This window comes from Corynebacterium sp. KPL2734 (assembly GCF_040225595.1).
Lineage (GTDB): Bacteria > Actinomycetota > Actinomycetes > Mycobacteriales > Mycobacteriaceae > Corynebacterium > Corynebacterium rhinophilum.
Genome location: NZ_JBEHFO010000006.1, coordinates 132,538 through 154,744 on the forward strand (window position 1 = coordinate 132,538; position 22,207 = coordinate 154,744).

Consider the following 22,207-nt stretch of genomic DNA (forward strand, 5'->3'; position numbering starts at 1 on the left):
GGGAGACTCCAGTCAGCTACCGTTTAGAATTCTTGGAGTCGTCATGGAACCACTCTTTGATCTGCATCCAGAGCAATCCACCAATAAAAACGACGAAACCTAGTACATAAGAAACCCAGAATTCTTTCGGCACCGATTCCTTGTCGTTGAAAAGCCACTCAGTGCCGCCAAGGTAAAGAGCAAAAGGTAAGGGAACAAGCAGAAATATCAATAGCGAGATTAAAAAGGCTTTCCATTTTTTAGGCTCGCTCTTACCGCTTCTCTCTTTATTATTACTATCCTTTCCAAGGCTCTTATGCATGATGGCTGATGTGACCTTCCATTGCAGTGACTTTAAAACTGGACGCTTCTATTTCTGCGTGACCTCTGGCAATTGTGAAGAGGTCGTGGGATAGGACGGCTGGGCACCGGCGCTGGTGGCGGCGAAGGCACCGACGCGGGCGGCGAAGGTGGCGGCATCGACAAGCGTGGCGCCTTCAAGGAGCTTGGTGCAAAAAGCACCGGCAAAGGCATCGCCGGCGCCGGTGGTATCGACTGCGGTGATCTGTGGGGTGGGGATGTCCGTGTTGGAATCGGGCGTTGCTACGTAGGCGCCTTCGGCCCCGAGGGTCAGCACCACCGATTTAAAGCCGGCGGAGACGAGGCGGTGAGCGAGCTCGCGCGGGGTGCCGGTGGAAGAAAGGCCCAGTTGCTCAAGGATGAGGCCAGCCTCGTGCTCGTTGGCCATGAGGGGATCGGCCTGCAGGAGGGCGTCGCGGTCCACCTCGATGACTGGGGCGAGGTTGACGACCACGCGTCCTTGGGCGGCATCGACTGCGGCTTTGAAACCGGAGGCGGGGATTTCGCCCTGGAGCAGGACCACGTCCGCATCGGCGATGGTGGATTGGCGGGCGGTGACGAAGGGGGCATCGACAAGAGCATTCGCGCCGGGGGAAATGACGATGGTGTTTTCCCCATCGGCGGAGACGGTGATGACCGCCAAACCGGTAGTGGTATCGGACTGTTCCACCGCGCTGAGATCGATGCCGGAGCTGTGCATGTAGTGCATTGCGGGCTCGGCGTAGGGATCGGAGCCAACCGCGCCGACGAAAGCTACATTGGCGCCCAGTTGCGCAGCGGCGACCGCCTGGTTCGCGCCCTTGCCGCCCGCGAGGATCTCGCCGCCGGAGCCCAGCAGCGTTTCGCCGGGGTGGGGGTGGCGTTCAGCATGGACAATAAGGTCAGCATTAATCGAGCCGACGACGGTGAGTTTGCTCATTGGAAATCCTCCTATGAATCGGATTCTACGGTGAATGCAGTGGACATGCGGGGGATATATCGCGTATCGATTATCGAGCCTTGAGGTGGGCGCTTATTTTTGATGGCCGCGATGAGTTCTGCGGTGGCTATCTTGCCCATGTGGTCGACGTTTTGGTCCACTACGGATATGGGCGCCGGCTGGAAGCGCAGGTAAATGAAGTCATCGAAACCGACGAGTGCGACTTCCTCTCCAATGGCCTTGCCGGAATTATGACAGGCTTCTAATGCGCCTGCAGTCATCATCGAGTCAGCGGCAACGATGGCCGTGACCCCTGCATTAAGTAGTTCGATCGCGCCCTTATATCCCTCGCGGTGCCGGAAGCTGCCGTGGTGAATGTGGATATCAAGGTCGCGAGCCGCTTCTGCGAATACAGAGAGGCGCTGCCTGCCGGTAGAGGTTTCTTGGGGGCCGGAAAGATAGCCAATCGAGGTATGGCCTTTGTCCTTGAGCTGCGCAATTGCCTTATGCATTCCCGGACCAGGATCAGAAATCACGGCGGGAAATTCTCCCAGTGTTCGGTCAATCAATAGCAACGGCCGATGGGAATGGGCCTGGCGGATGGCGTCTTCTGTGCCATCGAGGGGAACAGTAATTATTCCATCAACCTGCCGCTGCGTGAGGGCATCGAGGGCGCGTTCCAAACGCGCAGGATCCTCGCCGCAACTGGTAATCATGGTGGCGACACCGTGAGCATTAGCCTCTTGCTCAATTGCGGCGGCCATGGCCGCGAAATACGAGTTATCCAGGCTTGGTATGACGAGGCCGATGGCGTTGGACCGTGCGTTGCGCAGTGCGCGTGCCTGGGCATTTGGGCGGTAATTGAGCTGTTCGGCTGCTTGTTTTACGCGCCTGCGGGTGGCTGCGGAAATAGCTGGATTTCCTGCCAGCGCGCGCGAGGCGGTGGAAATGGACACCCCAGCTGCGGCGGCTACGTGCTTGAGGGTGGTTGCGGCCAATTCGGCTCCTAGGGTTAGAGCAGCTTCGATGGGTCGTGCAATCGATTGCACACTTGTGTCTCAATTTACGGTTCAGTACCTGTGTCTGTCAAGGGTTCGCGCCGGTCTAAGCTAATGAGCATGGAAAATTCCCCGCGCGATCCGCTCCTTGTTTTGGGCTCTCGTGTTACCCACGGTCATCCGGGCGCCATGCTGCGGTCTCGTTTGGATAAGACGCTTGAACTCTATTCTGGGCAGACGGTCATCGTCTCTGGCCGCGGGGAAGCGGGCGCGATGGCCGAATACCTCATCAAGCGAGGCGTTGATCCTGGGAATGTGCTTGTGGAACCGGCCGCTACCAGTACAAATGAAAATTTAGAAAACGCACATAGCCTTGCACCAGATGCCGTATTGCAGGTGGTCACCAACGATTTCCATGCCCTGCGCACCACATTGTGGGCCTGGCATTTGGGCATTGCGATTAATGTTCACCCCGCGCGCACGCCGTGGCTGTCGATGCCGCGCAATTACCTACGCGAGGTTGCGGCGACCCCGCATTCCGCAGCGCGAATCCTGTGGCGGCGACTGCGGAGGTAACTGGGCTATACCGCCTTGAGCGCCTTGCTGATCCCGCTTTGCAAGGTAGGCCGCGATTGCTTCATGGGGTGCGCAATGGCGCGCAGCCCCATATACGCAATCTGATCGGCGGCGCGATTGAGCGGATCCCCGGCATGACCGAGCACACGGCGAATATCCACTTCGCAGGTGCCTTCTAGATCGCCCCAGGCCTGTTGGAATCGGGAGCGCGCACCAGACGAGACACCGCGCCACCTGCGTCCCGGCCGTGCCGCCTTCGAGCCTTTCTTGTGCACAATGTGGTTGACAGCATCCAATGCCGCAACAGAATCGGATTCGATGACAGCCTTTGTCGCACCTACCTTGAGCAGGTACTTTAAGGCGAGTGTGAGCGCTTCTAACTCCAGTTCATCCGTGCTAGCTTTCGTCTCGCGGGTGTGCAGGCGGTAGTCACCGTTTCCCGCCACGAAACACATCGAGCCCTTGAATACGGTATCGGAGGAGGCGTCGGTAGCGATGCGCACCACCGCGCCCGCCGGCCACGACGTGGTGTGCGAGAAGTTGGGCCACCATTTCGCCTCTGGCGTTTCGACGTGGTTGGCTTCCTTCTTCTTCGGGGCCTCGCCCAGCTTGCGCGCCTTCCGCGCGGTTAGCCCAGCTTGTTTGCGGCGTGCGGAGCTCGCGCTTGCCGATGCCCGATTCTCCCCCGCAAAGCTCCCCGTCACCGTATAGCCGCGCTTCTCGAGCGCCGATCGCAGCGCATTTTGCCTGCGACCAGTGACAATCCAGGTACGCCCGTCGATTCCGCGCAGGGCGCGCTGTAGCTCGCTTACTGCAACTTTGACGATATCGCCCTTTTTGATCTGGCCTCTGCGTACGAAGCGTGCCTGCGGGGTGTTGACAGCGATGACCCACCCCTCGATGGTTCCGTCCTCCGCTGAGTCCCAGCGTTCATCCCACAGCGCGATCGCCACATGGACCGGCGCAGACACCATGTCCTTGGTGATTTTGCGGGTGCCGTAGGTACGCGATTGCGTGCCGGTGAGTGCTGAGAGCTCGAGGGGTTCCATTGGTTCTAGTAAATCACGCCCCATTCCAGCGGTGAGCTGCACGCGCCTGATGTGGACTCGATTCGTGACTGTTCGCGATAGTTTTAGGACTCGTTGCGGCCCGTCCCGCAACAGTGCAACAAAGAGCTGTGCAAAGGTCTCCTCAGGATGTTCCGCAATCGGTTGCTCAAAGGCCTCTTTATGATGCTCCGAAAAAGTGCAGGGTCCCATGCAACATTTGAAGAGAATTTGCGATATTTGAGGCACCATTTTGCTCAGTTATTGCAGTGGAGGTTGACCATAGGAGGATGACCTTCCAGCCCTGACCAAAACGACTAGCAATCTGCCCTTCCGCAGTAGAAACGGCCGTTCGCTCCGTGCATCGTCACCCGTTCAATGCGGATGCCCAGCAGGGAGCTCAGAATATGACCATTTGGAGCATCACGCTCAGCAGTTTCTCCAGGAAGCAACGAAGATAAAGAGCATGTTAAATCATGAGTTAATTAACCTTCGCTATGCAGGTTCAACTAGTCCTTACTATCCAGCGCTGTACTCAGGAGAACTAAAGCGAGTTGCTCCATGGATTGCAGTGAAAACAACGACTTGGGAAAGTTGGCCATGGCATAAGCAACAGCTTGCCCTTACTTTAGCGGCCGGTCTCAGTGCGCACCGGGCGTCATTGGTGGCTAAGTCAGCTGCGCGCATTTGGGGAATTTGGGTGATTCCCAGGAGAAAAGAGCTCGTTGAGCTCGCTTCACCTTCAGGAAGCATTCCACCGCACACGCAGTGGCCGCGAAAGTATTACCGAATGTCACGTATAGGGGAGACATCGGTAGAAAGGTCCGGGGTTCGGGTGACTAATCCGGCACGAACGTGCTTGGATATCGCTAGGTTACATGGGTTTCCGGAGGGGCTTGTAGCGGTCGATTCCGCATTGCGTGCGGGCCTAGTTTCGATAGAAGATCTGAAGGAAACTCGGGCAGCAATGGCTCGGATGAAGGGGCCTATCCCCATGAGAATGGTGGTGGAGCATGCGTATGCCGGTTCTGAATCACCGTACGAGTCGCTGTTGCGGGCGTTGATTATTGAAAGGATTCCCACGGCCACTGTGTACCCACAATTTCGTGTATTGGGAAAGTACCGGGCTGACTTATGTATCGATGGGTGGCTCATTATCGAGGTCGACGGGGATACCAAGTACGACGGTACTTATGGGAAAGCACCGGAAACAGTGGTCAAGGAACAGATGCGCAGGCAACGAGAAATCGAAAATCAGCAATTTACCGTATTGAGATTCGGGACAAAAGAGCTGGTCAATGAGCCGAATAGGGTAGTGGAGACAATAGTTGAATACCTGGGGCGAAAGGCGGGAAAAGTAGCGTAGATCACCCCCGAAGCACCCCTAGCTATAGATGTTGTTGAACAACCTCCGTAATAACAATTATGATGATGCGAATCACATTTAAGAGAGACCGGCGTCACGAAAGGTGAAACTAGTGAGTGCTGAAAAACAAGCTTCCGCCTCGGCACAGGCGGATGCGCAGGCGGATGCGAAAACCCCGCCCAAGGGCATTGGCGCCATGGCGGGCGCCATGTTCCTCATGGCTACCTCGGCCATTGGACCGGGCTTTTTGACCCAGACTTCGGTCTTTACCGTCCAGATGGGCGCTTCTTTTGCCTTCGCAATCGCGCTGTCCATCTTGGTGGACATTGCCATCCAGCTTAATGTGTGGCGCGTGCTCTGCGTGACGGGAATGCGCGCCAATACCTTGGGCAATACCGTCCTGCCCGGATTGGGCTGGGTGCTCGCAGGCTTCGTCTTTTTCGGCGGGGCGATTTTTAATATCGGGAATATCGCCGGCGCAGGCTTGGGCCTGAACGCGATGCTGGGCATCGATGCCCGCATGGGTGGCGTCATTGCAGCGGCGATTGCGGTGTTCATCTTCCTCTCCCGCCGCGCTGGAATGGCGCTGGACCGCCTCGTGGCCGCCCTGGGCGCGGTGATGATCCTGCTTATGTTGTATGTGGCCATTGTCAGCCAGCCGCCGGTAGGGGAGGCGCTTAAGAATACCGTCGCGCCGGGTGAAATCGATTTCTTCGTCATTACTACCATCATCGGCGGCACCGTCGGTGGCTATATCACTTTTGCCGGCGCGCACCGACTGATCGATGCGGGCTTATCTGGCGTTGAAAACGTCAAGAACATTACGCGGACCTCCGTTAGCGGCATCATCGTCACCGGGATTATGCGCATGCTGCTCTTCTTGGCGGTATTGGGCGTGGTAGCTACCGGCGTCACGCTAAAAGAAAATAATACTGCCGCCGATGCCTTTTACCACGCAGCTGGTGAATTCGGACTCCGTGCATTCGGCATGGTGCTCTTTGCCGCAGGCCTATCTTCCGTCATCGGTGCCGCTTATACCTCGGTATCCTTCGTGACCACCCAGGAAACTTCGTCCCGGACCCGCAATATCTTCACCGTCATCTTCATTACGGTCTGCACGATTATTTTTGTAATAATCAACTCCGCGCCGCAAAAGCTCTTGATTTTCGCCGGTGCGATTAACGGGCTCATCCTTCCCATCGGCTTCGCGCTGGTGATGTGGGTGGCTTGGCGCCGCAAGGACTTACTGCAAGGTTATAAGTACCCAAAGTGGCTGCTTATCCTTGGCAGTCTGGTCTGGTTGCTCACCATCTTCATCGGCCTCCGCGCAGTTTCAGGAATCACGGCAATATGGGCATAATGCACACGCCAGAAGAGGTGCGCGAGTTCGCGCGCACCCACGAGATGACCACCACCGCCGGGCATGCGCGGGGATATATGCAGGCCAACCTGCTCTCGCTGCCCAGCGCATACGCCTTTGACTTCCTCCTTTTTGCCCAGCGCAACCCCAAGCCGTGCCCCATCGTCGGCGTGCTTGAGGCAGGTCAGTACACCTCGGATCTGCTACCCGGCGGCGATATCCGCACCGATATCCCGGCCTATCGCATCTTTGAGCATGGTGAGCACACGGCCACGCTTGCCGATGCCACCTCCCATTACACCCCCGACATGGTCAGCTTCCTTATCGGCTGCTCGTTTACCTTTGAAACGGCGCTGGTGGATGCGGGCATAGAGATTGCGCATATCGAACAGCAACGCAATGTGCCGATGTACCGGACGAATATCCCCACTACTCCTGCGGGCGTATTCTCCGGTCCAATGGTGGTATCGATGCGCCCGATTCCGGCATCGCAGGTTTCCGATGCGGTGCGCATTACCTCCCGCTATCCATCCGTGCACGGTGCACCGGTGCACGTCGGAGATCCAGCGGCCATCGGCATTGCGGATTTAGCACACCCAGACTTTGGTGATGCGGTGGATATTCCAGAAGGCTGCTTGCCCGTCTTTTGGGCGTGTGGGGTCACCCCGCAAGCCATCGTGATGGAATCAAAGCCGGAGCTGGCCATTTCCCATGCGCCGGGCAAGATGCTGGTGACCAATGCCCGCGATGCGGAGTACCTCATCCCTTAGGCATTGTCCCCGCTACTTTCTTAGTCCGTGAAGGACAAGATGGTATCGCAGGTTTCTAAGAGGCTATCGCGCAAGCGCGTGGTGGCCTCTTCGCGTTTTCCCTCCGCGATGAGCGTGGCCACATCAACGTTGCCTTGAATGTGCTCGGCGTGCAGCTGCGGGTAGCGGGGGATGATTAATAAGAAGGTAAGACGCATGCGCGCGAGCAGGTTGCTCATCTGCTCATCCAAGGTGGGAGAATCAAGTCCTGCTACCAGTGCTTGGTGGAAGCGCTGGTTAATGGAGGAGACTTCCTGGTGTTTATCGCGCCTTGCGCATTCGAAGGCGGAGGAGGCGAGGGAGATGAGCGAGGGGGCATCGGCAAACGCGCCCCACCGCGCGGCAGCTGGCTCGATGGCGGCGCGGGCGGCGAATAAATCGCGGATATAGGCGGCATCCGGGGTGGCGATGAAGACGCCGCGGTGGGGGATGCGCTCGACCAGGCGTTCGGCGGTAAGCGTGGTGAAGGCCTCGCGGAGGGTATTGCGGGAGCAACCGAATTGCTCGGCCACCTTTACCTCGCTGAGCTGCTCGCCGGGCTGAAAATTGCCGGCCGATATCTCTTGGCGCAAAGCGGTGGTGACGGACTGGGAAAGCATGACCCTCACCTTACTGAATGGGTGAGGCGTCAACGGCCATTCCGTATGACTTAAAGATCTAAAAGTTCTAAAGAGGCGGCGAAGTTCTAAAAGATCTAAATGGAAGGTCTGGCATAGTGATTCCGGATAAGAATCCTTTTCGCCCCAGTTTTGGCGCGTCGCCGGTGCAGCTGGCCGGGCGCGAATTTGAAATCAGCTCGTTTAACTATGGGCTCGTGGGCGGCGTGGGCGCCATGCAGCGCGCCTTACTTGTCAGCGGTACGCGCGGGGTGGGCAAAACCGTGCTGCTTAATGAGTTTGAAGAATCTGCACGCCGCCTTGGGTGGGTGGTCATTCGCGCCTATGCGGATGCCCAGATGGTAGCGCAGTTGCGCGATTCCACGATTCCGGAAGCCATAGAGGAGCTGGACTATACGGAGAAGACGGGCCGCAAGATCACGGGATTCTCTGTGGCGGGCGTGGGATCTGTGACGACGCAATTGCCCCACAACCAATCCCAACCCAGCTTGGTCTCGCGGCTGCGCAGCCTCCTGAAGGCCGCGCGTGCGCATGATGCGGGCGTCTTGTTGACAGTCGATGAGGTGCAAGCGGCTTCCGTGGACGAGCTTGCGCAGCTTGCCACCGCCATCCAGGACCTCATTCGGGACGAGTACGATATCGCCTTCGCCGCCGCGGGATTGACCTTCGGGGTAGAAGAACTATTGGAGCACGAGGGCACCACCTTTTTGCGCCGCGCTCAAAGGCTGGATTTGGGGCTGCTTGATGATGCCACCGTAGCCGATACCCTGCGTAGCATCGCCACCGCGGCTGGGCGCGGTTTCAGCGAGCGCGCTTTAGAAGAGGCGACCGCATTGGTACAGGGCTATCCGTACCTATTGCAGTTGGTCGGCGCTTTGGCGTGGACCCGTGCGGTACTCGATGGGGCGGATGCCATCGAAGAGCGTCACGTGTCCTCCATTGCGCGCGAGATTCCAGCGCATATGGGTAACCAAGTGCACAAGATTGCGTTGAAGAATGTTCCTGACGCCCAGCGCGCTTTTCTCAATGCCATGGCGGAGCTGGAAGCCGAACACGGGGCTGATATTCCCACCGGTGCCATCGCGGCGCACCTGGGCAAGAGGCCCAATGCTATTTCCATGGCCCGCAAGCTGCTTTTAGAGCGCGATCTCATCGCCAGCCGCCGCTACGGCACCGTGCGCTTCCTCTTGCCCTACCTGGGTGAGTATCTGCTCAGCCAGGCACCCAGGTAGGCAGCACGCGCTAGTCGATGGTCGCAATCACCGTCGCGGAATCCAGGCGGTCGCCCTCTTTGGCGAGGATCTTTATGGTGCCGCCGCGCGGGGCCTTGATGGCAGATTCCATCTTCATGGCCTCGACCGTGGCGATGGAATCGCCCTCGGAGACGCTATCGCCATCGGATACATTCCAGGCCACGAGGTTGGCCTCGAAGGGGGAGGTGACCGCGTTATCGTCGCTGGACTGCGCCCCGGCCGTCGAGGGGGCGGTGGCGGTGGCACCAGAGTCACCCACGGCGCCCGAGCCGGTACCGGCGCCTGCGAGGAAGTCCATGGGCACGCCGATATTGACGAGCTTGCCATCGATTTCTACCGCGACCGTCCGGCGCTTGGTATAGATGGCCTCGACCTTGTCTACCTGGTTGGCAGCAGAGGGCCGGTAGTTGTGATCAAGCCAGTCAGTAAAGACGCCGATTTCGCTGGCGCCGGCATCGGCCTCAGCGGAAGACGCGGTGCCAATTAGGGCTGGCTCGTCCATCATGTCGCGGTGGAAGGGCAGCACGGTGCGCACGCCGGAGACGTCGAACTCGCGCAGCGCCTGGCGCGAGCGGGCGAGGGCTACCTCGCGCGTGGGGCCCCACACGATGAGCTTGGCAATGAGCGAGTCATAGTACGGCGGAATAATGGAACCCGAGCGGACAGCCGAATCGACGCGGATACCGGGGCCGGTGGGCGGCTCGAAGGAGACGATGGTGCCGGGGCAGGGGGCAAAACCGTTGAGGATATCTTCGGCATTGATGCGGAACTCGAAGGCGTGGCCGGTGGAATCCGGATCCTCAGAGATGGACAGGGGCTCGCCCGCGGCGATGCGGAATTGCTCGGCGATGATATCGGTGCCGGTCACCACCTCGGTTACGGGGTGTTCGACCTGGACGCGGGTATTGACCTCCAAGAAGGAGATGGTGCCGTCCTCGGAAACGATGTATTCCACGGTGCCGGCGCCGGTATAGCCCACGTGGGAACAGATGGAGCGCGCGCCTTCGATGATGCCGGTGCGCTGGGCATCGGAAAGCGCGGGCGCCGGGGCCTCCTCGATGAGCTTTTGGAAGCGGCGCTGGGTGGAGCAATCGCGGGTGCCCAGCACGCGGACGTTGCCATGGGTATCCGCCAAGACCTGCGCCTCCACGTGGCGCGGGTGGGTCAGGAACTTCTCCACGTAGCACTCGGCGCGGCCGAAGGCCTCCATGGCCTCGCGTCCGGCGGAGTTAAACGCGCCCTCGATCTCATCCATGGAGTCCACGACCTTAAGGCCGCGCCCGCCGCCGCCATAAGCGGCCTTGATGGCAATGGGTAGGCCATGTTCCTCGGCAAAGGCGCGGGCCTCCTGCCAATCATCGATGGGATCTGAGGTGCCCGGAGCCAGGGGCGCGCCGACCTCTTCGGCCACGCGGCGGGCGGCAATCTTATCGCCCAACAGCTCGATGGACTCCGGGGATGGGCCGATCCAGATCATGCCGGCATCGGTGACGGTGCGGGCAAAGTCGGCGTTTTCGGAGAGGAAACCGTATCCCGGGTGGATGGCATCGGCGCCGGCGCGCACGGCGATATCCAGCAGCGCCGGGATATTCATATAGGTATCGGCGGCGGTATTGCCGGGCAGCGCATAGGCTTCATCGGCAACCTGGGTGTGCAGGGCACCGGCGTCGGCCTCGGAATAAATGGCGATGGACTTAACGCCCAAATCGCGGGCCACGCGGGCGATGCGCACGGCGATTTCGCCGCGGTTAGCAATGAGGACGGTTTTAATCTGCATTTTCTTCTCCAGTATTTAAAGCTTGGGGTGTCACGAGGCGGAAGGTCACGCGCGCGCCGGGCGGGAGCTGCGCGGCGATGTCGATATCTTCTTCCAGCACGGTGGCGATGACGGGGTAGCCGCCGGTGACGGCGTGGTCGCGCAGGAAGACCACCGGCTTGCCATTCGGCGGGATCTGGATGGAACCGGCCACCATTCCTTCGGAGGGCAGCTCGCCATCCTTCACGCGCTGCACGGTGATATCGGAAGCCCCTGCGCTGTCTTTAGCCCCGGAAAGCCTGAGGCCAACGCGGTTGGAATCAGAGGAAACGACCCATTCGGTATCCAGGAAGGTAGAGATATTATCGGCAAACCAGTCATCGCGCGGACCCAGCACGCAGCGCAGCGTCGCGCGCGTTTTGCCAGTGGAATCGGCGGATACGCGCAGAGGATTGACCAATTGCGCATCCGTCATGCCGGTCGAGCGCGGCAGCACGCCGATGACATCGCCAGTGGTGACGGGATCGGGGCCGAGGCCAGAAAGCACGTCGGTGGCAGAGGACCCCAGTTCGGATTCGGCAATGATGCCGCCGCGAATGGCAACGTAGTTGCGCATGCCTACCGTTGCAGCACCGACCGTCACGGTCTGGCCAGCGGTAACGAGCACCGGGCGGGCGAGGTGCACGGGCATCTCACCCAGGCGGACGCGGGCGGTGGCGCCGGTAACGCAGATGACGGTATCGGTCAGCGCGCGCAGCTTAATGCCGCCGATATTTTCTAGCACCGTCGCACCCCGCGGATTGCCCACGGCGACATTCGCGGTTGCCGCGGCGGCGTGATCGGCGGCACCGGAGGGCGTCACGCCGAGGTCGCCTACGCCGGGGCGGCCAAGGTCTTGAAAAAGCGTGAGCAGTCCGGCATCGAGGACCTCCATGCGGGGCAGGCGGGCCGGGGAGCGCTTGGATTCCGCGCTGCGATCCACCAAGTCCGGTAGCTCGTCCACCGCGCGGTAGCGCACGCGGTCACCGGGCTGCACCAATGCGGGTGGGTTAGCGTGCGAATCCCACATCGGGGTATTGGTGGTGCCGAGCAACTGCCAGCCACCTGGTGAAACGCGCGGGTAGACCGCGGAGAACTCGCCCGCGATGCCTACGGCGCCAGCCGGAACGGCCGTGCGCGGATCGGAGCGGCGGGACACGGCCTTGGCTTGGGCAGGATCGGAGGGCGCGCAGTAGGTAAAGCCGGGAGCAAAGCCGCCAAAGGCGGCAGTCCACTCGGTAGAGGTATGCCAGTCAATCAAGGCCTCGCGCGACATGCCGAGGAGCTCGGCGGCGGCGTCGACATCTTCGCCATCGTAAAGCACGTCGATGTCTACCGTGCGCGCCTCCTTGGCGGTAGCGGCGGCAGGGGAGAAATCCGTCAGGAACTCTGCGGCCGCGCGCGCGGAATTGGGCGCCTCAAAGGTAATGAGCAATGTGGTGGCAGCGGCAATGCAATCCACCTGGTTCTTGAGCGGTTTAGCGGACAGCGCCGCATGCCACGCCATGACCTGCTCGAGCCCGTCCAAATCAATGAGCAGGGCGCGGGTGCCAACGAAGTGAATATGCGGCATTAGATAAAGCTCCGAATGTCGATTCCTTCCGCGCTGAGGCGCTCGACCACACCGCGTAGCAATTTCACGGAGCCCGGTGAATCACCGTGGGTGCACACGGATTGGGCATCAACATCGAGCGTGGTGCCGTCGATGGCGGTAATGGAACCGGTTTGGGCGACTTCTAGCACGCGCTTGACGACATCCCCTTCATCCCCCAATACCGCATTGTCCTGCTTGCGTGAGACCAGCGTGCCATCGGGATTGTAGTTGCGATCCGCAAATGCCTCGCGGATGACGGTGAGGCCTTGCGATTCTGCAATATCGACCGCGCGGCCGCCCGGCAGCAGCATCACAGGTAGATCCCCGAAGGCCTTAATGCCCGCGATGACACCCTTGGCCTGTGCCTCGTCCTTGACGATGGTGTTGTACATCGCCCCATGCGGCTTCACGTAGGACACCCGTGTGCCATTGGCGCGCGCCAGCGCGTCAAGCGCACCAATTTGGTAGGTGATCTCGTCCGCGAGCTCCGCCGCGTTGTAGTCGATGAAGCGGCGGCCGAAGCCGGCTGGATCGTTATAGCCCACGTGTGCACCGACCGTTACTCCCGCACGCGCCGCGGCCTCAAGGGTCTGGGCAATGGAGTGCGGGTCACCGGCGTGGAAGCCGGTGGCGACATTGGCGGAGGAGACCATCTCCAGCATCGCAGCATCATCAGCTACCGGGTTGCCAGCGGTGGTTTCACCCAAGTCCGCGTTGAGATCAATGTGGAGCGAAGCCATTCAACACCGTCCTTAATTGTTGAACAATAAGTGTGAATCTTAGTGTAACCCGTGCCACTGTCATTTGTGAAGGCGGTTACTTTTTCGGGGGATCGGTATCGGTGGAACAGCTCCTTGCTGGGCAGGCTGAGGCCAAGGTAGAAGACTAAGACTCCACGGCGGCTTGTAGCTCGACTTGGAGGGCAGAGGCGATAACCTCTTCTGCTTCTTCGCGGGAGTTGGCCGCGTGCAGTTGAGCACGGAAATCTTCCTTCATGATGGCGCGGGCGAGGGTGGACAGCAGCTTCAAGTGCTGTTTCCCAGCGTCATCGGGAACGGCGATGAGGAACGCTAAGCTCGTGGGTCCTTCTCCGGTGCCCCAGGTGATGCCACCTTCGGGAAGCCGGGCGAAGGCCAGCGTCGGTGTGGTAACCCCAGCGGAACGAGCGTGCGGGATGGCCACGCCGTGGCCCACGCCGGTGGAGTGTTGGGACTCGCGGGCAAGGGCGGCATCGGCAACCGCAGCGGCGTCGCTAATGCGGCCATCGGCTGCGGCGAGGGAAACGAGCGACTTGATGACGGCCTTTGGATCGGAACCGAGCGGTTCATCGAGGCTGATGGTAGAGGTACCGAGCAGCGGGAGCACTGCGGGTGATTCCGTCGCCTCGTCCGTTTCCGGGGAGCGTTGCGTCAGGCGAATAAGCAGGAGCATGAGCGCGGCACACACGGCAACGCCGCAGAGCATGGACAGGAAGAACCACGCCACCTGATCCACCGCGCCGAGAACGGCGACGATGGGGCCGCCGTGCATGACATGATCTTGGACGCCGAATGCGCCGGCCATGGCACCGGTGACGGCACCGCCCACCACGTTGGCCGGGATGACCTGCAGGGGACGCGCCGCAGCCAGGGGAATGGCACCCTCGGTGATGCCGAAAAATCCCATACATAGCGCGGCGATACCGGAGTCCTTTTCCGCCTTATTGAACCAACCCCGGCGCAAGAGGGTGGCCACGCCCACGGCGAGCGGCGGGACCGCAATCGCGGCGGCGGCCATACCCATCGGGGCGGCATTTCCTGCGGCGATCATGCCGCCGCCAAACAGGAAGGCAGTCTTATTGAACGGCCCGCCCATATCGAAAGCGATCATCGCGCCGATGATAAGACCCAGCACAATCGCCGATGAGCCTTCCAGCCCGCTGAGGTATTCGGTCATGGCCTCAAAGGCGGTGGCAATCGGTGCGCCGATGAAATAGATGAAGGTCAAGCCCACTATCAGCGTGGTGAAAATCGGGATGACGATAATCGGCCAAATCGGCGCGATGAATTTGTGCACCGGAATCTTCTTGATCGCAAGTGCCACGTAGCCGGAGAGAATACCGGTGACGATACCGCCCAAGAATCCAGCGCCAGCCTCGGACCCATACAGCGAGCCGGTTGTGGCGATGAGTCCGGTGATAAGGCCTGGCGCTAAACCTGGCCTATCCGCGATGCCAACGGCAATGTAGCCAGACAAGACCGGTACCATCAGCGAAAATGCCAGGCCACCGAGCTCATTGAGCGTATTCCAGAAGCTATCTTCAGGAATGGACAGCCCTTCCGGCGTGGGCGTGCCACCCAAGGACAACGCCACCGCGATGAGCAATCCGCCGGTGACCACGAAGGGAATCATGTGGGAAACGCCGTTCATCAGCGCCTTGTACATGGTCTGCCCAATACCGCGCAGCCCCGCATCTTCCGCGGCGTCCTCCGCCTCGCTTGCCGATGCCCCCTTATCCTCCCCCTTCCACGCTGCCGCGTCCAAGGACTTGGTCAATAGCTGCTCGGGGTGTTTGATGGCCTCGTCCACGCCGGTGGCCACCAATCGCTTGCCGTGGAATCGGTCCTTTGCGATGACGGTATCGGCACCGATAACAATGGCATCGGCTTGCTCAATGTCTTGCCTGCTGAAGCTGCCCTCCACGCCGATCGAACCGTGCGTTTCAATCTTGATGCGGTAGCCCAGCTTTTCGGCGGCAGCCTCTAAGTTCTCGGCGGCCATATAAGTATGGGCGATACCCGTTGGGCACGCCGTGATGGCGAGAATAAAAGGCGAAGAATCTGATGTGCTCATATTCTTATTAAAGGCACCCGGTTAAACGAGCACAAGAGAATTGGAAGGTTCTTTGCGCAGGGGCCGGCGTGCAAGGGCCCTATGCGCAACCTCCTCTATGCAGGGTCCGATGTACGGGAGCTAATGTGCAGGGTCCTATGTGCAACCTCCTGTGTGCAGTGTCCGATGTGCAACCTCCTCTGCATCAACTGAAGGCGCGATGCGATTTTTGAAGGGCGAGTTTGCTCAAACTGTGCAAAGGACCTATAGCATAGCGGAGATCGCACAAGCGATGACCGGCGGTACCCTAGAACCAGAGCTAGAAACAGAACCGAAACCGCCCGCACTTGGGGAGCACGAATGAATCGTGCCCACTTGAAACGAAGAAAGCCGCATCGTGAGTACAGCATCGCCGGATAATATCCTGCTCTACCTGCCAGGAAAGCAGGAAGAGCAGATTCGGGAGATCTTTGCCGGTCTGGCCGAGCGCGGATTCCCCGTACAGAACCAGCGCCCGCATATTACGGTGACCTTCGCGCCGGAGATGGACCCCGACGTTGTAGAGCTTGCCGCGGAGCTTTTACCGGCGGTTATTCCGGCGACGTTTCGGCGCGTGGGAAATGTCATCTTCGGCACCAAGCGGAAACGAACCGTGGCGTGGTTATTAGAAACTAGCGATGAACTCGAAATGGCAGCGCGGAAGATTAGCGCCGCCAATCCTGAGGGGCGCGGTCCGCGCTGGACCCCGCACTTGACGATGGGCCTGCGCTTACCGCGCGAGGATGTGGGTGGCTATTTAACCGCGATGGATGAACTGACGTCCTCGCACTTCAAGGAACTTAACGCAGTAGAAGCTGCGTATTGGCGCCCGCGCACGCAAGAAAAGACCGTGCTAGCGGGAGGCTAGCCAGCGCGAAATCGATTTAACGTATTGCGTATATACATCTAATACTCGCGGGATTGAATTGGAGACGATTCCCAAATCAACTTCAACGTATTGGTGAGTAATGACATTGCGCAAAGCCGCACTCTTATAGAAATCCTGCTCCAAGTCAGCGGGTAAAACGCCCGCGCGGATGAGATCTTCGAAACCGCGACGGCTACTAGAGTCCGCAACGTTTAAGGTCGTTGCCGCAATGTGTTGGTTAATATCCGTGGCAAGATCGATTACTTGCTGCAGCATGAAAAACACGGCATACATTTGTGAAAGGTCAGAGCGCAGTTCTTTCGCATCTGAATCCCGGTATTTTTCAAGCTCGCCAAGTATGCGCCGGAGGGAGACAAGCCTTTTGCGGATAGTGTCTGATTGGAAATCCCGTGGACTCATGACATTAAGCTCCTGAGCTCGAACTCGCGACGGTACGCCGTATTGATGTACTCCCGTGCCGCCATCATTTGCAGCGTTCCATACTTGGAATTGGACGGATCGACCAAGAGCTCGCACTTTTGCAGAGCTTCATGTTGCGCCACCGTGTCTGCGGTATCCAGGCACATGAGATCGATGCCGTCGCCATAGCGGGCGTAAAACGCCGTGGCAGCGTCGAGCACGTTGGGACGCTCAGCTTTTGCGCGCGAGAAATCGACCGAATAGGCAAGGTCAACATCATTAGCATTGGTGGCATCTACGTGCGCGCTGCCAAAAAGAACCAGCAGGTCAATGCCGGTATCCAAGCAGAATGACTCCAAGGAGCCGTCATCGGCCTCAGCGCGCAACCGCGCGGCAAGCTGTGCTGGAGTGCTCATAACGATCACCTTACCAACGACGTTAGCAGGCAGAGACGCGCAGAATTGCGGTGTGCTTAAAGCAGTGCCTGAATTTCGCGGGCGACGCGCAAGACGGTGAGATCCTGGCCCGGCTTGCCGATGACCTGCACCGCATCACCCACTCCCGTGGTGTCCCTCGTGCGCAGTGGGATAGTGATCGCCGGCCAACCCAACACATTGAAAGGCTCGGTCCAGCGGCGCAGGCTGGCGGCGGAGTCGGCAGTATTTTCTGCAGTGATGTCGTCCCATTTGATGGGGCCGGCGTCGAGGGTGGGGGGTGAGGATGATGGGGGAGGCATCGAAAAGCGCCAGTGCTTTCGTACGCAGTTCTTCTACCTGCTGCGCTGCAGCGTCGTAGTCTGCCTGAGAAATATCCTGCCCGCCGAGGACGCGCTCCAAGATGACATCCTGGTACTTATCCCGCTGGTCAAGGTGGGGCTGGTGGACGTCATAGGCCTCCTTGAGGCGCATCGGCGCGTAGAGCTTCGCGGTGGTAGCGATGGTGGATTCGAGCTGGGAGTAATCGAGGCGCTCCACGGCTGCGAACGTGGAATCCTGTAGCGCAGACAGCAGACCAGCAAAACGCTCACCTTTGGTTTTCAACGCAGAGACATCGATGGCGGATACATTCTCGGCCGGAGTCGGTACCTTATCCACCGTGGCTAGCAGGGCTTGCTCGATGAGCTCGATGGAGCTGGCGAAGAATCCGATGCAATCGAAGCTCGGCGCGAAGGGGAAGACGCCATCGAGCGGGATCGCGCCGGTGGTGGGCTTGAATCCAAGAACACCCTGGCTGGCGGCCGGGACCCGTACGGAACCGGCGCTATCAGAACCCACCGTGAGATCGAGTGCTCCACACGCAACCAGGGCCGCCGACCCAGAACTAGAACCACCGCCGCAGACCTGCGGATCGCGCGGATTGATCACGCGGCCATATGCGGAGGCATCGCCCAAGATGCCATAGGAAAACTCCTGGAGATTGGCCTTGGCAACGGGAATCGCGCCAGCATCTATTAGCCGCTGTGCCACCGTGGCATTCTGTGTCGGGACCGGCCCCATATCGACGTTGGTGCCACAGGTCGTAGGCACCCCGGCGATATCCACGATGTCTTTAAAGGCAATGGGTAATCCGCGCAGCGAAGGCGCGGGATCCACGGCGTCTTCATCAAAAGGAATGGTGGAAATCACCGCGTTAAATTCTTGCTGTGCCTGGGTCAGGCGGTCCGAAATTGAAGGCATGGCGGGGCGAAATCCTTTCCATGGCGTTTATACGGTTTACGGGTGTGTTGCTGCTTTCCAAGGGTACAGCTGGTGAGCTCGGAGGAACTGAAGCTGTGCCACACGATGAAACCGTGGCGGCCTGCCGTGACCAAAAGTAGGCTCGAGACATGACGCGAAAAATTATTCTGGACTGCGATCCCGGCCACGATGATGCGGTGGCTTTGCTCCTGGCTATGGGCAACCCCAACATCGATCTGCTGGGCATTACCACCGTCGGCGGCAACCAGACCTTGGACAAGGTTGCCCGCAATGCCCTGGTGGTCAAGGAGATCGCCGGCCACCCAGAGATTCCGGTCTACGCCGGCTGCGATCGCCCGCTCGTGCGCCCCGTAGAAGTTGCTGAGTCCATCCACGGCTCCACCGGCATGGATGTTAATGGCGTCGAGCTTCCGGACCCAAGCACCGCGCTTGCCGATGCCCACGCCATCGACTTCATCATCGACACCATCATGGCCCATGAACCCGGCACCATTACCTTGGTTCCAACGGGTCCGTTGACCAATATCGCTATGGCCGCGCGCAAAGAACCGCGCATCGTAGAGCGTGTCAAAGAGGTTGTGCTTATGGGCGGCGGCTACCACGAAGGCAATTGGTCCCCAGTCGCCGAATTCAATATCAAGATCGATCCTGAAGCAGCACATATCGTCTTCGAAGAGCCGTGGCCAGTCACGATGGTGGGGCTAGATCTGACCCACCAGGCACTGGCCACCGCCGAGGTCGAAGCCGAAATTAAGGCGTTGAATACGCCCGTCTCAGACTTTGTTGTCGGCCTCTTCGGCTTCTTCCGTGAGGCGTATCAGCAAAACCAAGGATTTACGGATCCTCCGGTTCACGATCCGTGCACGGTGGCTTACCTCATCGATCCGAGCATCGTGCAAACCCGCAAGGCACCCGTTCACGTTGAGCTCGCCGGCGCACTTACCACCGGTATGACCGTGACTGATCTACGTGAACCCGCTGATGACACCTGCCATACCCAGGTCGCTACCAAGTTAGATCATGCGGGCTTCTGGAAATTGGTAACCGAGGCCCTTAAAAATCTCGCCTAGCTCTTTGTGTGCTTTGACCAACGTAAACTGCTTCATTGCAGTTAAGCGAACCGAGTCCCGATTGAGAAGATGGGGCAATGCTTTATAAATACCGATTGGGACACAGGCTATCCTGGTAGCAGTAAACGCCCTATCTCGACCCGCGCTATTGCACAGCTGATTGTCCAGTTGTACTGCTAATTGAAGCGGATTATGGAGTTTTCTCTTGAACAAATATACGGTGAACCAGCAAACGGTCAGTGTCATCCTTGGTTGGATTGAAAGTAACAATATTGCCATCCCAGAGATGCAAAGGCCTTTTGTTTGGACCAGTAAAAAGGTCCGCGATCTGATGGATTCTCTCTACCGGGGTTTTCCAGTGGGATATCTCATCACGTGGCAATCCCAAGCAGCTCCTGTAAAAGGTGGTGGACACGCCGGTTACCAACAGATTCTTATCGATGGCCAACAGCGCACCACAGCATTGCGCGCAGCGGTAGCTGGTGAGCCGGTGATCAACAAACACTTCGAGAAGAAGCGGGTAGTAATTAGCTTTAATCCGCAATCTGAGGAATTTGCGACTGCAACACCAGTACTGCGACGTTCACCAGAGTGGATTTATGATATTCACGAGTTCCTGAAGGGCGATGACGTCTTTGAGGCTATGGATGAGTATTTGACCAAAAATCCTAGTGCGGATCGGCGCATCGTAGGCAAGAACTTGCAGCAGCTGATGGGGATTAAGAATGCCCAGATTGGCATCATTTCCCTAAGCGATGAGCTCGATATTGAAACAGTTACCGAGATCTTTGTTCGCATTAACTCCAAGGGCGTACCGCTGAGTAGCTCTGACTTCGTCATGAGTAAGATTAGCGCGCAAGGCGAGCAGGGGCGGAACCTGCGCAAAACAATTGACTACTTTGCTCATCTATCTGTGAGTCCTCAGTCTTATGAGGAGCTTGAGCGAGACACGGAGTTCGTCCAAACGAAGTTCTGGCCCAAAATCTCCTGGCTGAAGAATGACGCAGAGGACTTGTATGACCCTACTTATGTTGACCTGATCCGTGTTGCGTCGATGGTCGCCTTTCGGCGAGGCCAAATTAGTTACGTGGTTCGAGAACTCAGCGGATTGGATCCGGAAACCCGTAAGTTCGACCCCGAACGTATCCCTGCAGCATATGACAAGTTCGAGGATGCCCTGCTTCTGTCAGTGAATGAATACAATTTCAAGAAGTTCCTCACGATTGTGAAGTCTGCTGGGTTTGTGAGCAATAAGCTCTTCAGCTCTGTCAATGCCGTGAACTTCGCCTACGCGCTCTTCCTTATCATGCGCGAAGACAAGTGTTCTGATTCCGAGGTTAGTTCCGTAGTGCGTCGGTGGCTGGTCATGATGCTTCTGACCGGTAGAGCTTCTGGCAGTTTTGAGACCGGATTCGAACGAGATTTATCGCGCATCGCGCGCCATGGTGCGAAGGCTGCGTTGCAAGAAATTGAGCAGAGCGAACTTACTGATGCGTTTTGGGATTTTGGCCTGCCACAGCGTTTGGAATCCTCGAGTATTAACAATCCTCAGTTCCGTTCTTTCCTAGCATCTCAGGTTAAAGCTAAGGCGCAAGCATTCTTGTCCAAGCATTCCAGCGTGCACGATATGATAGAGATTCAAGGTGACATTCACCATCTCGTACCGAAAGATTATCTGCGAAAGAATGGTGTAAATGACAAGCGTGAATACAATCAGGTAGCAAACTATGCGATGACGGAAACTGCTGTAAATATTCGCATTGGAAACCGTTTGCCTGCAGATTATTTGGATGAGGTTAAGGCTCAAATTCGCAGTGGTCAGACTACTCTTGGTGAGATTACAACTGAAGCTGACTTTGACAAGTCATTTGAAGAAAATGCAGTTCCAGCAAGCCTTTTTGAAACGACTGTGGAGAATTTCGAAGATTTCCTCATAGAGCGGCGGCGTTTGATGGCGAAGAAAATGAAGGAGTACTACTTCTCACTTTAAAAAGCCGGTTATGGGGTCAAGGATCTTTGTAGACTTCTTCGGAATTGAGAAGTCCTCGCAAATTTTGGGAAAGAGGCTGCTCCTCGTCAAGATCCACATCCGCAAATTCACAGTTCGGGTCTTGTGACTCTAAGCGGATAAACTGAACAGGAAAACCCAACTCGAGGAGCCGCCATGGACCAGAACAAATTCCGTCATGTCGTCGTCATGGGAGTCTCTGGCTCGGGCAAGACAACGGTGGGGCAGGCCCTGTCTCCGTTGGTGGGACTAGAGTACCGCGACGGCGATGATATGCATCCGCAGGCAAATATCGACAAGATGGCCGCGGGAACGCCGCTGAATGATGAGGACCGGGAGCCGTGGCTAAAACAGATTGGTCAATGGCTGGCGGATAGGCCAGAAGGCGCGATGGTGGGGTGCAGCGCGTTGAAGCGAAAGTACCGAGATCTGATTAGAAAGTACTGCCCAGGCGTGACGTTTGTGCACGTACATGGTGACTTTGATGTGTTGTATGAGCGGATGCAACACCGGCCGGGACACTTCATGCCAGCGTCGCTGTTGCATGACGCGGGCTTGTTTTAGGGACCGGTAAGGCGGTACCAGGTACCGGGGTGGCGGTAGCCGCCCGGTAGCCGGTTTT

At 58.3% G+C, this 22,207-nt stretch carries 20 protein-coding genes and 1 pseudogene; 9 read left to right on the plus strand and 12 right to left on the minus strand.

All coding sequences use genetic code 11. The features are described 5' to 3' along the window. Positions 1 to 16: 16 nt before the first annotated feature. Genes ABRP88_RS06020 through ABRP88_RS06030 form a run of 3 tightly spaced genes read right to left on the minus strand, consistent with a single transcriptional unit; the run spans position 17 to position 2,256 of the window. Complete coding sequence (locus ABRP88_RS06020; protein WP_349836613.1) at positions 17 to 301, minus strand: hypothetical protein; 285 nt, start codon at positions 299 to 301, stop codon at positions 17 to 19. Positions 302 to 349: 48 nt separating this feature from the next. Then, complete coding sequence (locus ABRP88_RS06025) at positions 350 to 1,258, minus strand: ribokinase (protein ID WP_284781817.1); 909 nt, start codon at positions 1,256 to 1,258, stop codon at positions 350 to 352. Positions 1,259 to 1,269: 11 nt separating this feature from the next. Further along, positions 1,270 to 2,256 (minus strand): LacI family DNA-binding transcriptional regulator, encoded by a 987-nt coding sequence (locus ABRP88_RS06030; RefSeq protein ID WP_349836614.1) that lies wholly within the window; start codon positions 2,254 to 2,256, stop codon positions 1,270 to 1,272. A gap of 120 nt (positions 2,257 to 2,376) precedes the next feature. Between ABRP88_RS06030 and ABRP88_RS06035 the strand changes: the two genes are divergently transcribed. Further along, positions 2,377 to 2,832 (plus strand): YdcF family protein, encoded by a 456-nt coding sequence (locus ABRP88_RS06035; RefSeq protein ID WP_284770067.1) that lies wholly within the window; start codon positions 2,377 to 2,379, stop codon positions 2,830 to 2,832. A gap of 5 nt (positions 2,833 to 2,837) precedes the next feature. Here the strand turns inward: ABRP88_RS06035 and ABRP88_RS06040 are convergent, their stop codons facing one another. Beyond that, a complete protein-coding gene (locus ABRP88_RS06040; protein ID WP_349836615.1) occupies positions 2,838 to 3,881 on the minus strand; it encodes a ribonuclease HI in 1,044 nt (347 codons plus the stop codon). Between the two features lie 964 nt (positions 3,882 to 4,845). Here ABRP88_RS06040 and ABRP88_RS06045 point away from each other — a divergent pair. The 3 genes from ABRP88_RS06045 to ABRP88_RS06055 all read left to right on the plus strand — a co-directional run bounded on the left by ABRP88_RS06045 (position 4,846) and on the right by ABRP88_RS06055 (position 7,374). After that, on the plus strand, positions 4,846 to 5,244 hold the full coding sequence (locus ABRP88_RS06045) for an endonuclease domain-containing protein (RefSeq protein ID WP_349836616.1): 399 nt from the start codon (positions 4,846 to 4,848) through the stop codon (positions 5,242 to 5,244). Between the two features lie 196 nt (positions 5,245 to 5,440). Continuing rightward, positions 5,441 to 6,604, plus strand: a complete 1,164-nt coding sequence (locus ABRP88_RS06050) for an NRAMP family divalent metal transporter (RefSeq protein ID WP_349836628.1) — start codon at positions 5,441 to 5,443, stop codon at positions 6,602 to 6,604. Continuing rightward, complete coding sequence (locus ABRP88_RS06055) at positions 6,595 to 7,374, plus strand: putative hydro-lyase (protein ID WP_349836617.1); 780 nt, start codon at positions 6,595 to 6,597, stop codon at positions 7,372 to 7,374. The genes ABRP88_RS06050 and ABRP88_RS06055 overlap by 10 nt, the downstream gene beginning before the upstream one ends. Positions 7,375 to 7,394: 20 nt before the next feature. Here the strand turns inward: ABRP88_RS06055 and ABRP88_RS06060 are convergent, their stop codons facing one another. Continuing rightward, positions 7,395 to 8,012: a GntR family transcriptional regulator gene (locus ABRP88_RS06060; protein WP_349836618.1), complete on the minus strand. Its 618-nt coding sequence runs from the start codon at positions 8,010 to 8,012 to the stop codon at positions 7,395 to 7,397. A 116-nt stretch (positions 8,013 to 8,128) separates the two neighbouring features. On the opposite strand from ABRP88_RS06060, the gene ABRP88_RS06065 reads away from it, so the two are divergent. Further along, complete coding sequence (locus tag ABRP88_RS06065; protein WP_349836619.1) at positions 8,129 to 9,262, plus strand: ATP-binding protein; 1,134 nt, start codon at positions 8,129 to 8,131, stop codon at positions 9,260 to 9,262. 10 nt (positions 9,263 to 9,272) lie between these two features. Here ABRP88_RS06065 and ABRP88_RS06070 read toward each other — a convergent pair whose 3' ends face one another. From ABRP88_RS06070 to ABRP88_RS06085, 4 genes are all read right to left on the minus strand, one after another. After that, entirely contained in the window at positions 9,273 to 11,060 is a 1,788-nt protein-coding gene (locus ABRP88_RS06070) for an ATP-binding protein (protein ID WP_349836620.1), read from the minus strand. Then, the gene (locus ABRP88_RS06075) at positions 11,050 to 12,651 is read right to left on the minus strand and encodes a 5-oxoprolinase subunit B/C family protein (protein WP_349836621.1); all 1,602 of its coding nucleotides are present in this window, start codon (positions 12,649 to 12,651) and stop codon (positions 11,050 to 11,052) included. The genes ABRP88_RS06070 and ABRP88_RS06075 overlap by 11 nt, the downstream gene beginning before the upstream one ends. Then, complete coding sequence (locus ABRP88_RS06080; protein ID WP_284849874.1) at positions 12,651 to 13,412, minus strand: LamB/YcsF family protein; 762 nt, start codon at positions 13,410 to 13,412, stop codon at positions 12,651 to 12,653. Before ABRP88_RS06080 ends, ABRP88_RS06075 begins: the two co-directional genes overlap by 1 nt. A gap of 145 nt (positions 13,413 to 13,557) precedes the next feature. After that, entirely contained in the window at positions 13,558 to 15,504 is a 1,947-nt protein-coding gene (locus tag ABRP88_RS06085; protein WP_349836622.1) for a fructose-specific PTS transporter subunit EIIC, read from the minus strand. Positions 15,505 to 15,880: 376 nt separating this feature from the next. Here ABRP88_RS06085 and ABRP88_RS06090 point away from each other — a divergent pair, with 376 nt between their 5' ends. Continuing rightward, entirely contained in the window at positions 15,881 to 16,390 is a 510-nt protein-coding gene (locus tag ABRP88_RS06090) for a 2'-5' RNA ligase family protein (protein WP_284784464.1), read from the plus strand. Here the strand turns inward: ABRP88_RS06090 and hepT are convergent. From hepT to ABRP88_RS06105, 3 genes are all read right to left on the minus strand, one after another. Next, entirely contained in the window at positions 16,376 to 16,810 is a 435-nt protein-coding gene (hepT, locus tag ABRP88_RS06095; RefSeq protein WP_284770055.1) for a type VII toxin-antitoxin system HepT family RNase toxin, read from the minus strand. The genes ABRP88_RS06090 and hepT overlap by 15 nt on opposite strands. Next, positions 16,807 to 17,226, minus strand: coding sequence for a hypothetical protein (locus tag ABRP88_RS06100; protein WP_349836623.1), 420 nt, complete (start codon positions 17,224 to 17,226; stop codon positions 16,807 to 16,809). Before ABRP88_RS06100 ends, hepT begins: the two co-directional genes overlap by 4 nt. Positions 17,227 to 17,361: 135 nt before the next feature. Then, entirely contained in the window at positions 17,362 to 18,486 is a 1,125-nt protein-coding gene (locus tag ABRP88_RS06105) for an amidase family protein (protein WP_349836624.1), read from the minus strand. A gap of 149 nt (positions 18,487 to 18,635) precedes the next feature. Here ABRP88_RS06105 and uriH point away from each other — a divergent pair, with 149 nt between their 5' ends. The 3 genes and pseudogenes from uriH to ABRP88_RS06120 all read left to right on the plus strand — a co-directional run. Beyond that, positions 18,636 to 19,577 (plus strand): uridine-preferring nucleoside hydrolase UriH, encoded by a 942-nt coding sequence (uriH, locus tag ABRP88_RS06110; RefSeq protein WP_349836625.1) that lies wholly within the window; start codon positions 18,636 to 18,638, stop codon positions 19,575 to 19,577. Positions 19,578 to 19,782: 205 nt separating this feature from the next. Further along, entirely contained in the window at positions 19,783 to 21,567 is a 1,785-nt protein-coding gene (locus ABRP88_RS06115; protein ID WP_349836626.1) for a GmrSD restriction endonuclease domain-containing protein, read from the plus strand. A 174-nt stretch (positions 21,568 to 21,741) separates the two neighbouring features. After that, positions 21,742 to 22,128, plus strand: a pseudogene (locus ABRP88_RS06120) (gluconokinase); the annotation flags it as partial. Between the last annotated feature and the right edge of the window lie 79 nt (positions 22,129 to 22,207).

What these genes read in the sequence shown, in the direction of transcription:
- ABRP88_RS06100 (WP_349836623.1), bottom strand. Translation starts at nt 17,226, where the DNA reads ATGAGCACTCCAGCACAGCTTGCCGCGCGGTTGCGCGCTGAGGCCGAT.
- ABRP88_RS06035 (WP_284770067.1), top strand. Translation starts at nt 2,377, where the DNA reads ATGGAAAATTCCCCGCGCGATCCGCTCCTTGTTTTGGGCTCTCGTGTT.
- ABRP88_RS06050 (WP_349836628.1), top strand. Translation starts at nt 5,441, where the DNA reads ATGGCGGGCGCCATGTTCCTCATGGCTACCTCGGCCATTGGACCGGGC.
- uriH (WP_349836625.1), top strand. Translation starts at nt 18,636, where the DNA reads ATGACGCGAAAAATTATTCTGGACTGCGATCCCGGCCACGATGATGCG.
- ABRP88_RS06020 (WP_349836613.1), bottom strand. Translation starts at nt 301, where the DNA reads ATGCATAAGAGCCTTGGAAAGGATAGTAATAATAAAGAGAGAAGCGGT.
- ABRP88_RS06105 (WP_349836624.1), bottom strand. Translation starts at nt 18,486, where the DNA reads ATGCCTTCAATTTCGGACCGCCTGACCCAGGCACAGCAAGAATTTAAC.
- ABRP88_RS06025 (WP_284781817.1), bottom strand. Translation starts at nt 1,258, where the DNA reads ATGAGCAAACTCACCGTCGTCGGCTCGATTAATGCTGACCTTATTGTC.
- ABRP88_RS06045 (WP_349836616.1), top strand. Translation starts at nt 4,846, where the DNA reads ATGGCTCGGATGAAGGGGCCTATCCCCATGAGAATGGTGGTGGAGCAT.
- ABRP88_RS06040 (WP_349836615.1), bottom strand. Translation starts at nt 3,881, where the DNA reads ATGGAACCCCTCGAGCTCTCAGCACTCACCGGCACGCAATCGCGTACC.
- ABRP88_RS06075 (WP_349836621.1), bottom strand. Translation starts at nt 12,651, where the DNA reads ATGCCGCATATTCACTTCGTTGGCACCCGCGCCCTGCTCATTGATTTG.
- ABRP88_RS06060 (WP_349836618.1), bottom strand. Translation starts at nt 8,012, where the DNA reads ATGCTTTCCCAGTCCGTCACCACCGCTTTGCGCCAAGAGATATCGGCC.
- hepT (WP_284770055.1), bottom strand. Translation starts at nt 16,810, where the DNA reads ATGAGTCCACGGGATTTCCAATCAGACACTATCCGCAAAAGGCTTGTC.
- ABRP88_RS06070 (WP_349836620.1), bottom strand. Translation starts at nt 11,060, where the DNA reads ATGCAGATTAAAACCGTCCTCATTGCTAACCGCGGCGAAATCGCCGTG.
- ABRP88_RS06055 (WP_349836617.1), top strand. Translation starts at nt 6,595, where the DNA reads ATGGGCATAATGCACACGCCAGAAGAGGTGCGCGAGTTCGCGCGCACC.
- ABRP88_RS06085 (WP_349836622.1), bottom strand. Translation starts at nt 15,504, where the DNA reads ATGAGCACATCAGATTCTTCGCCTTTTATTCTCGCCATCACGGCGTGC.
- ABRP88_RS06080 (WP_284849874.1), bottom strand. Translation starts at nt 13,412, where the DNA reads ATGGCTTCGCTCCACATTGATCTCAACGCGGACTTGGGTGAAACCACC.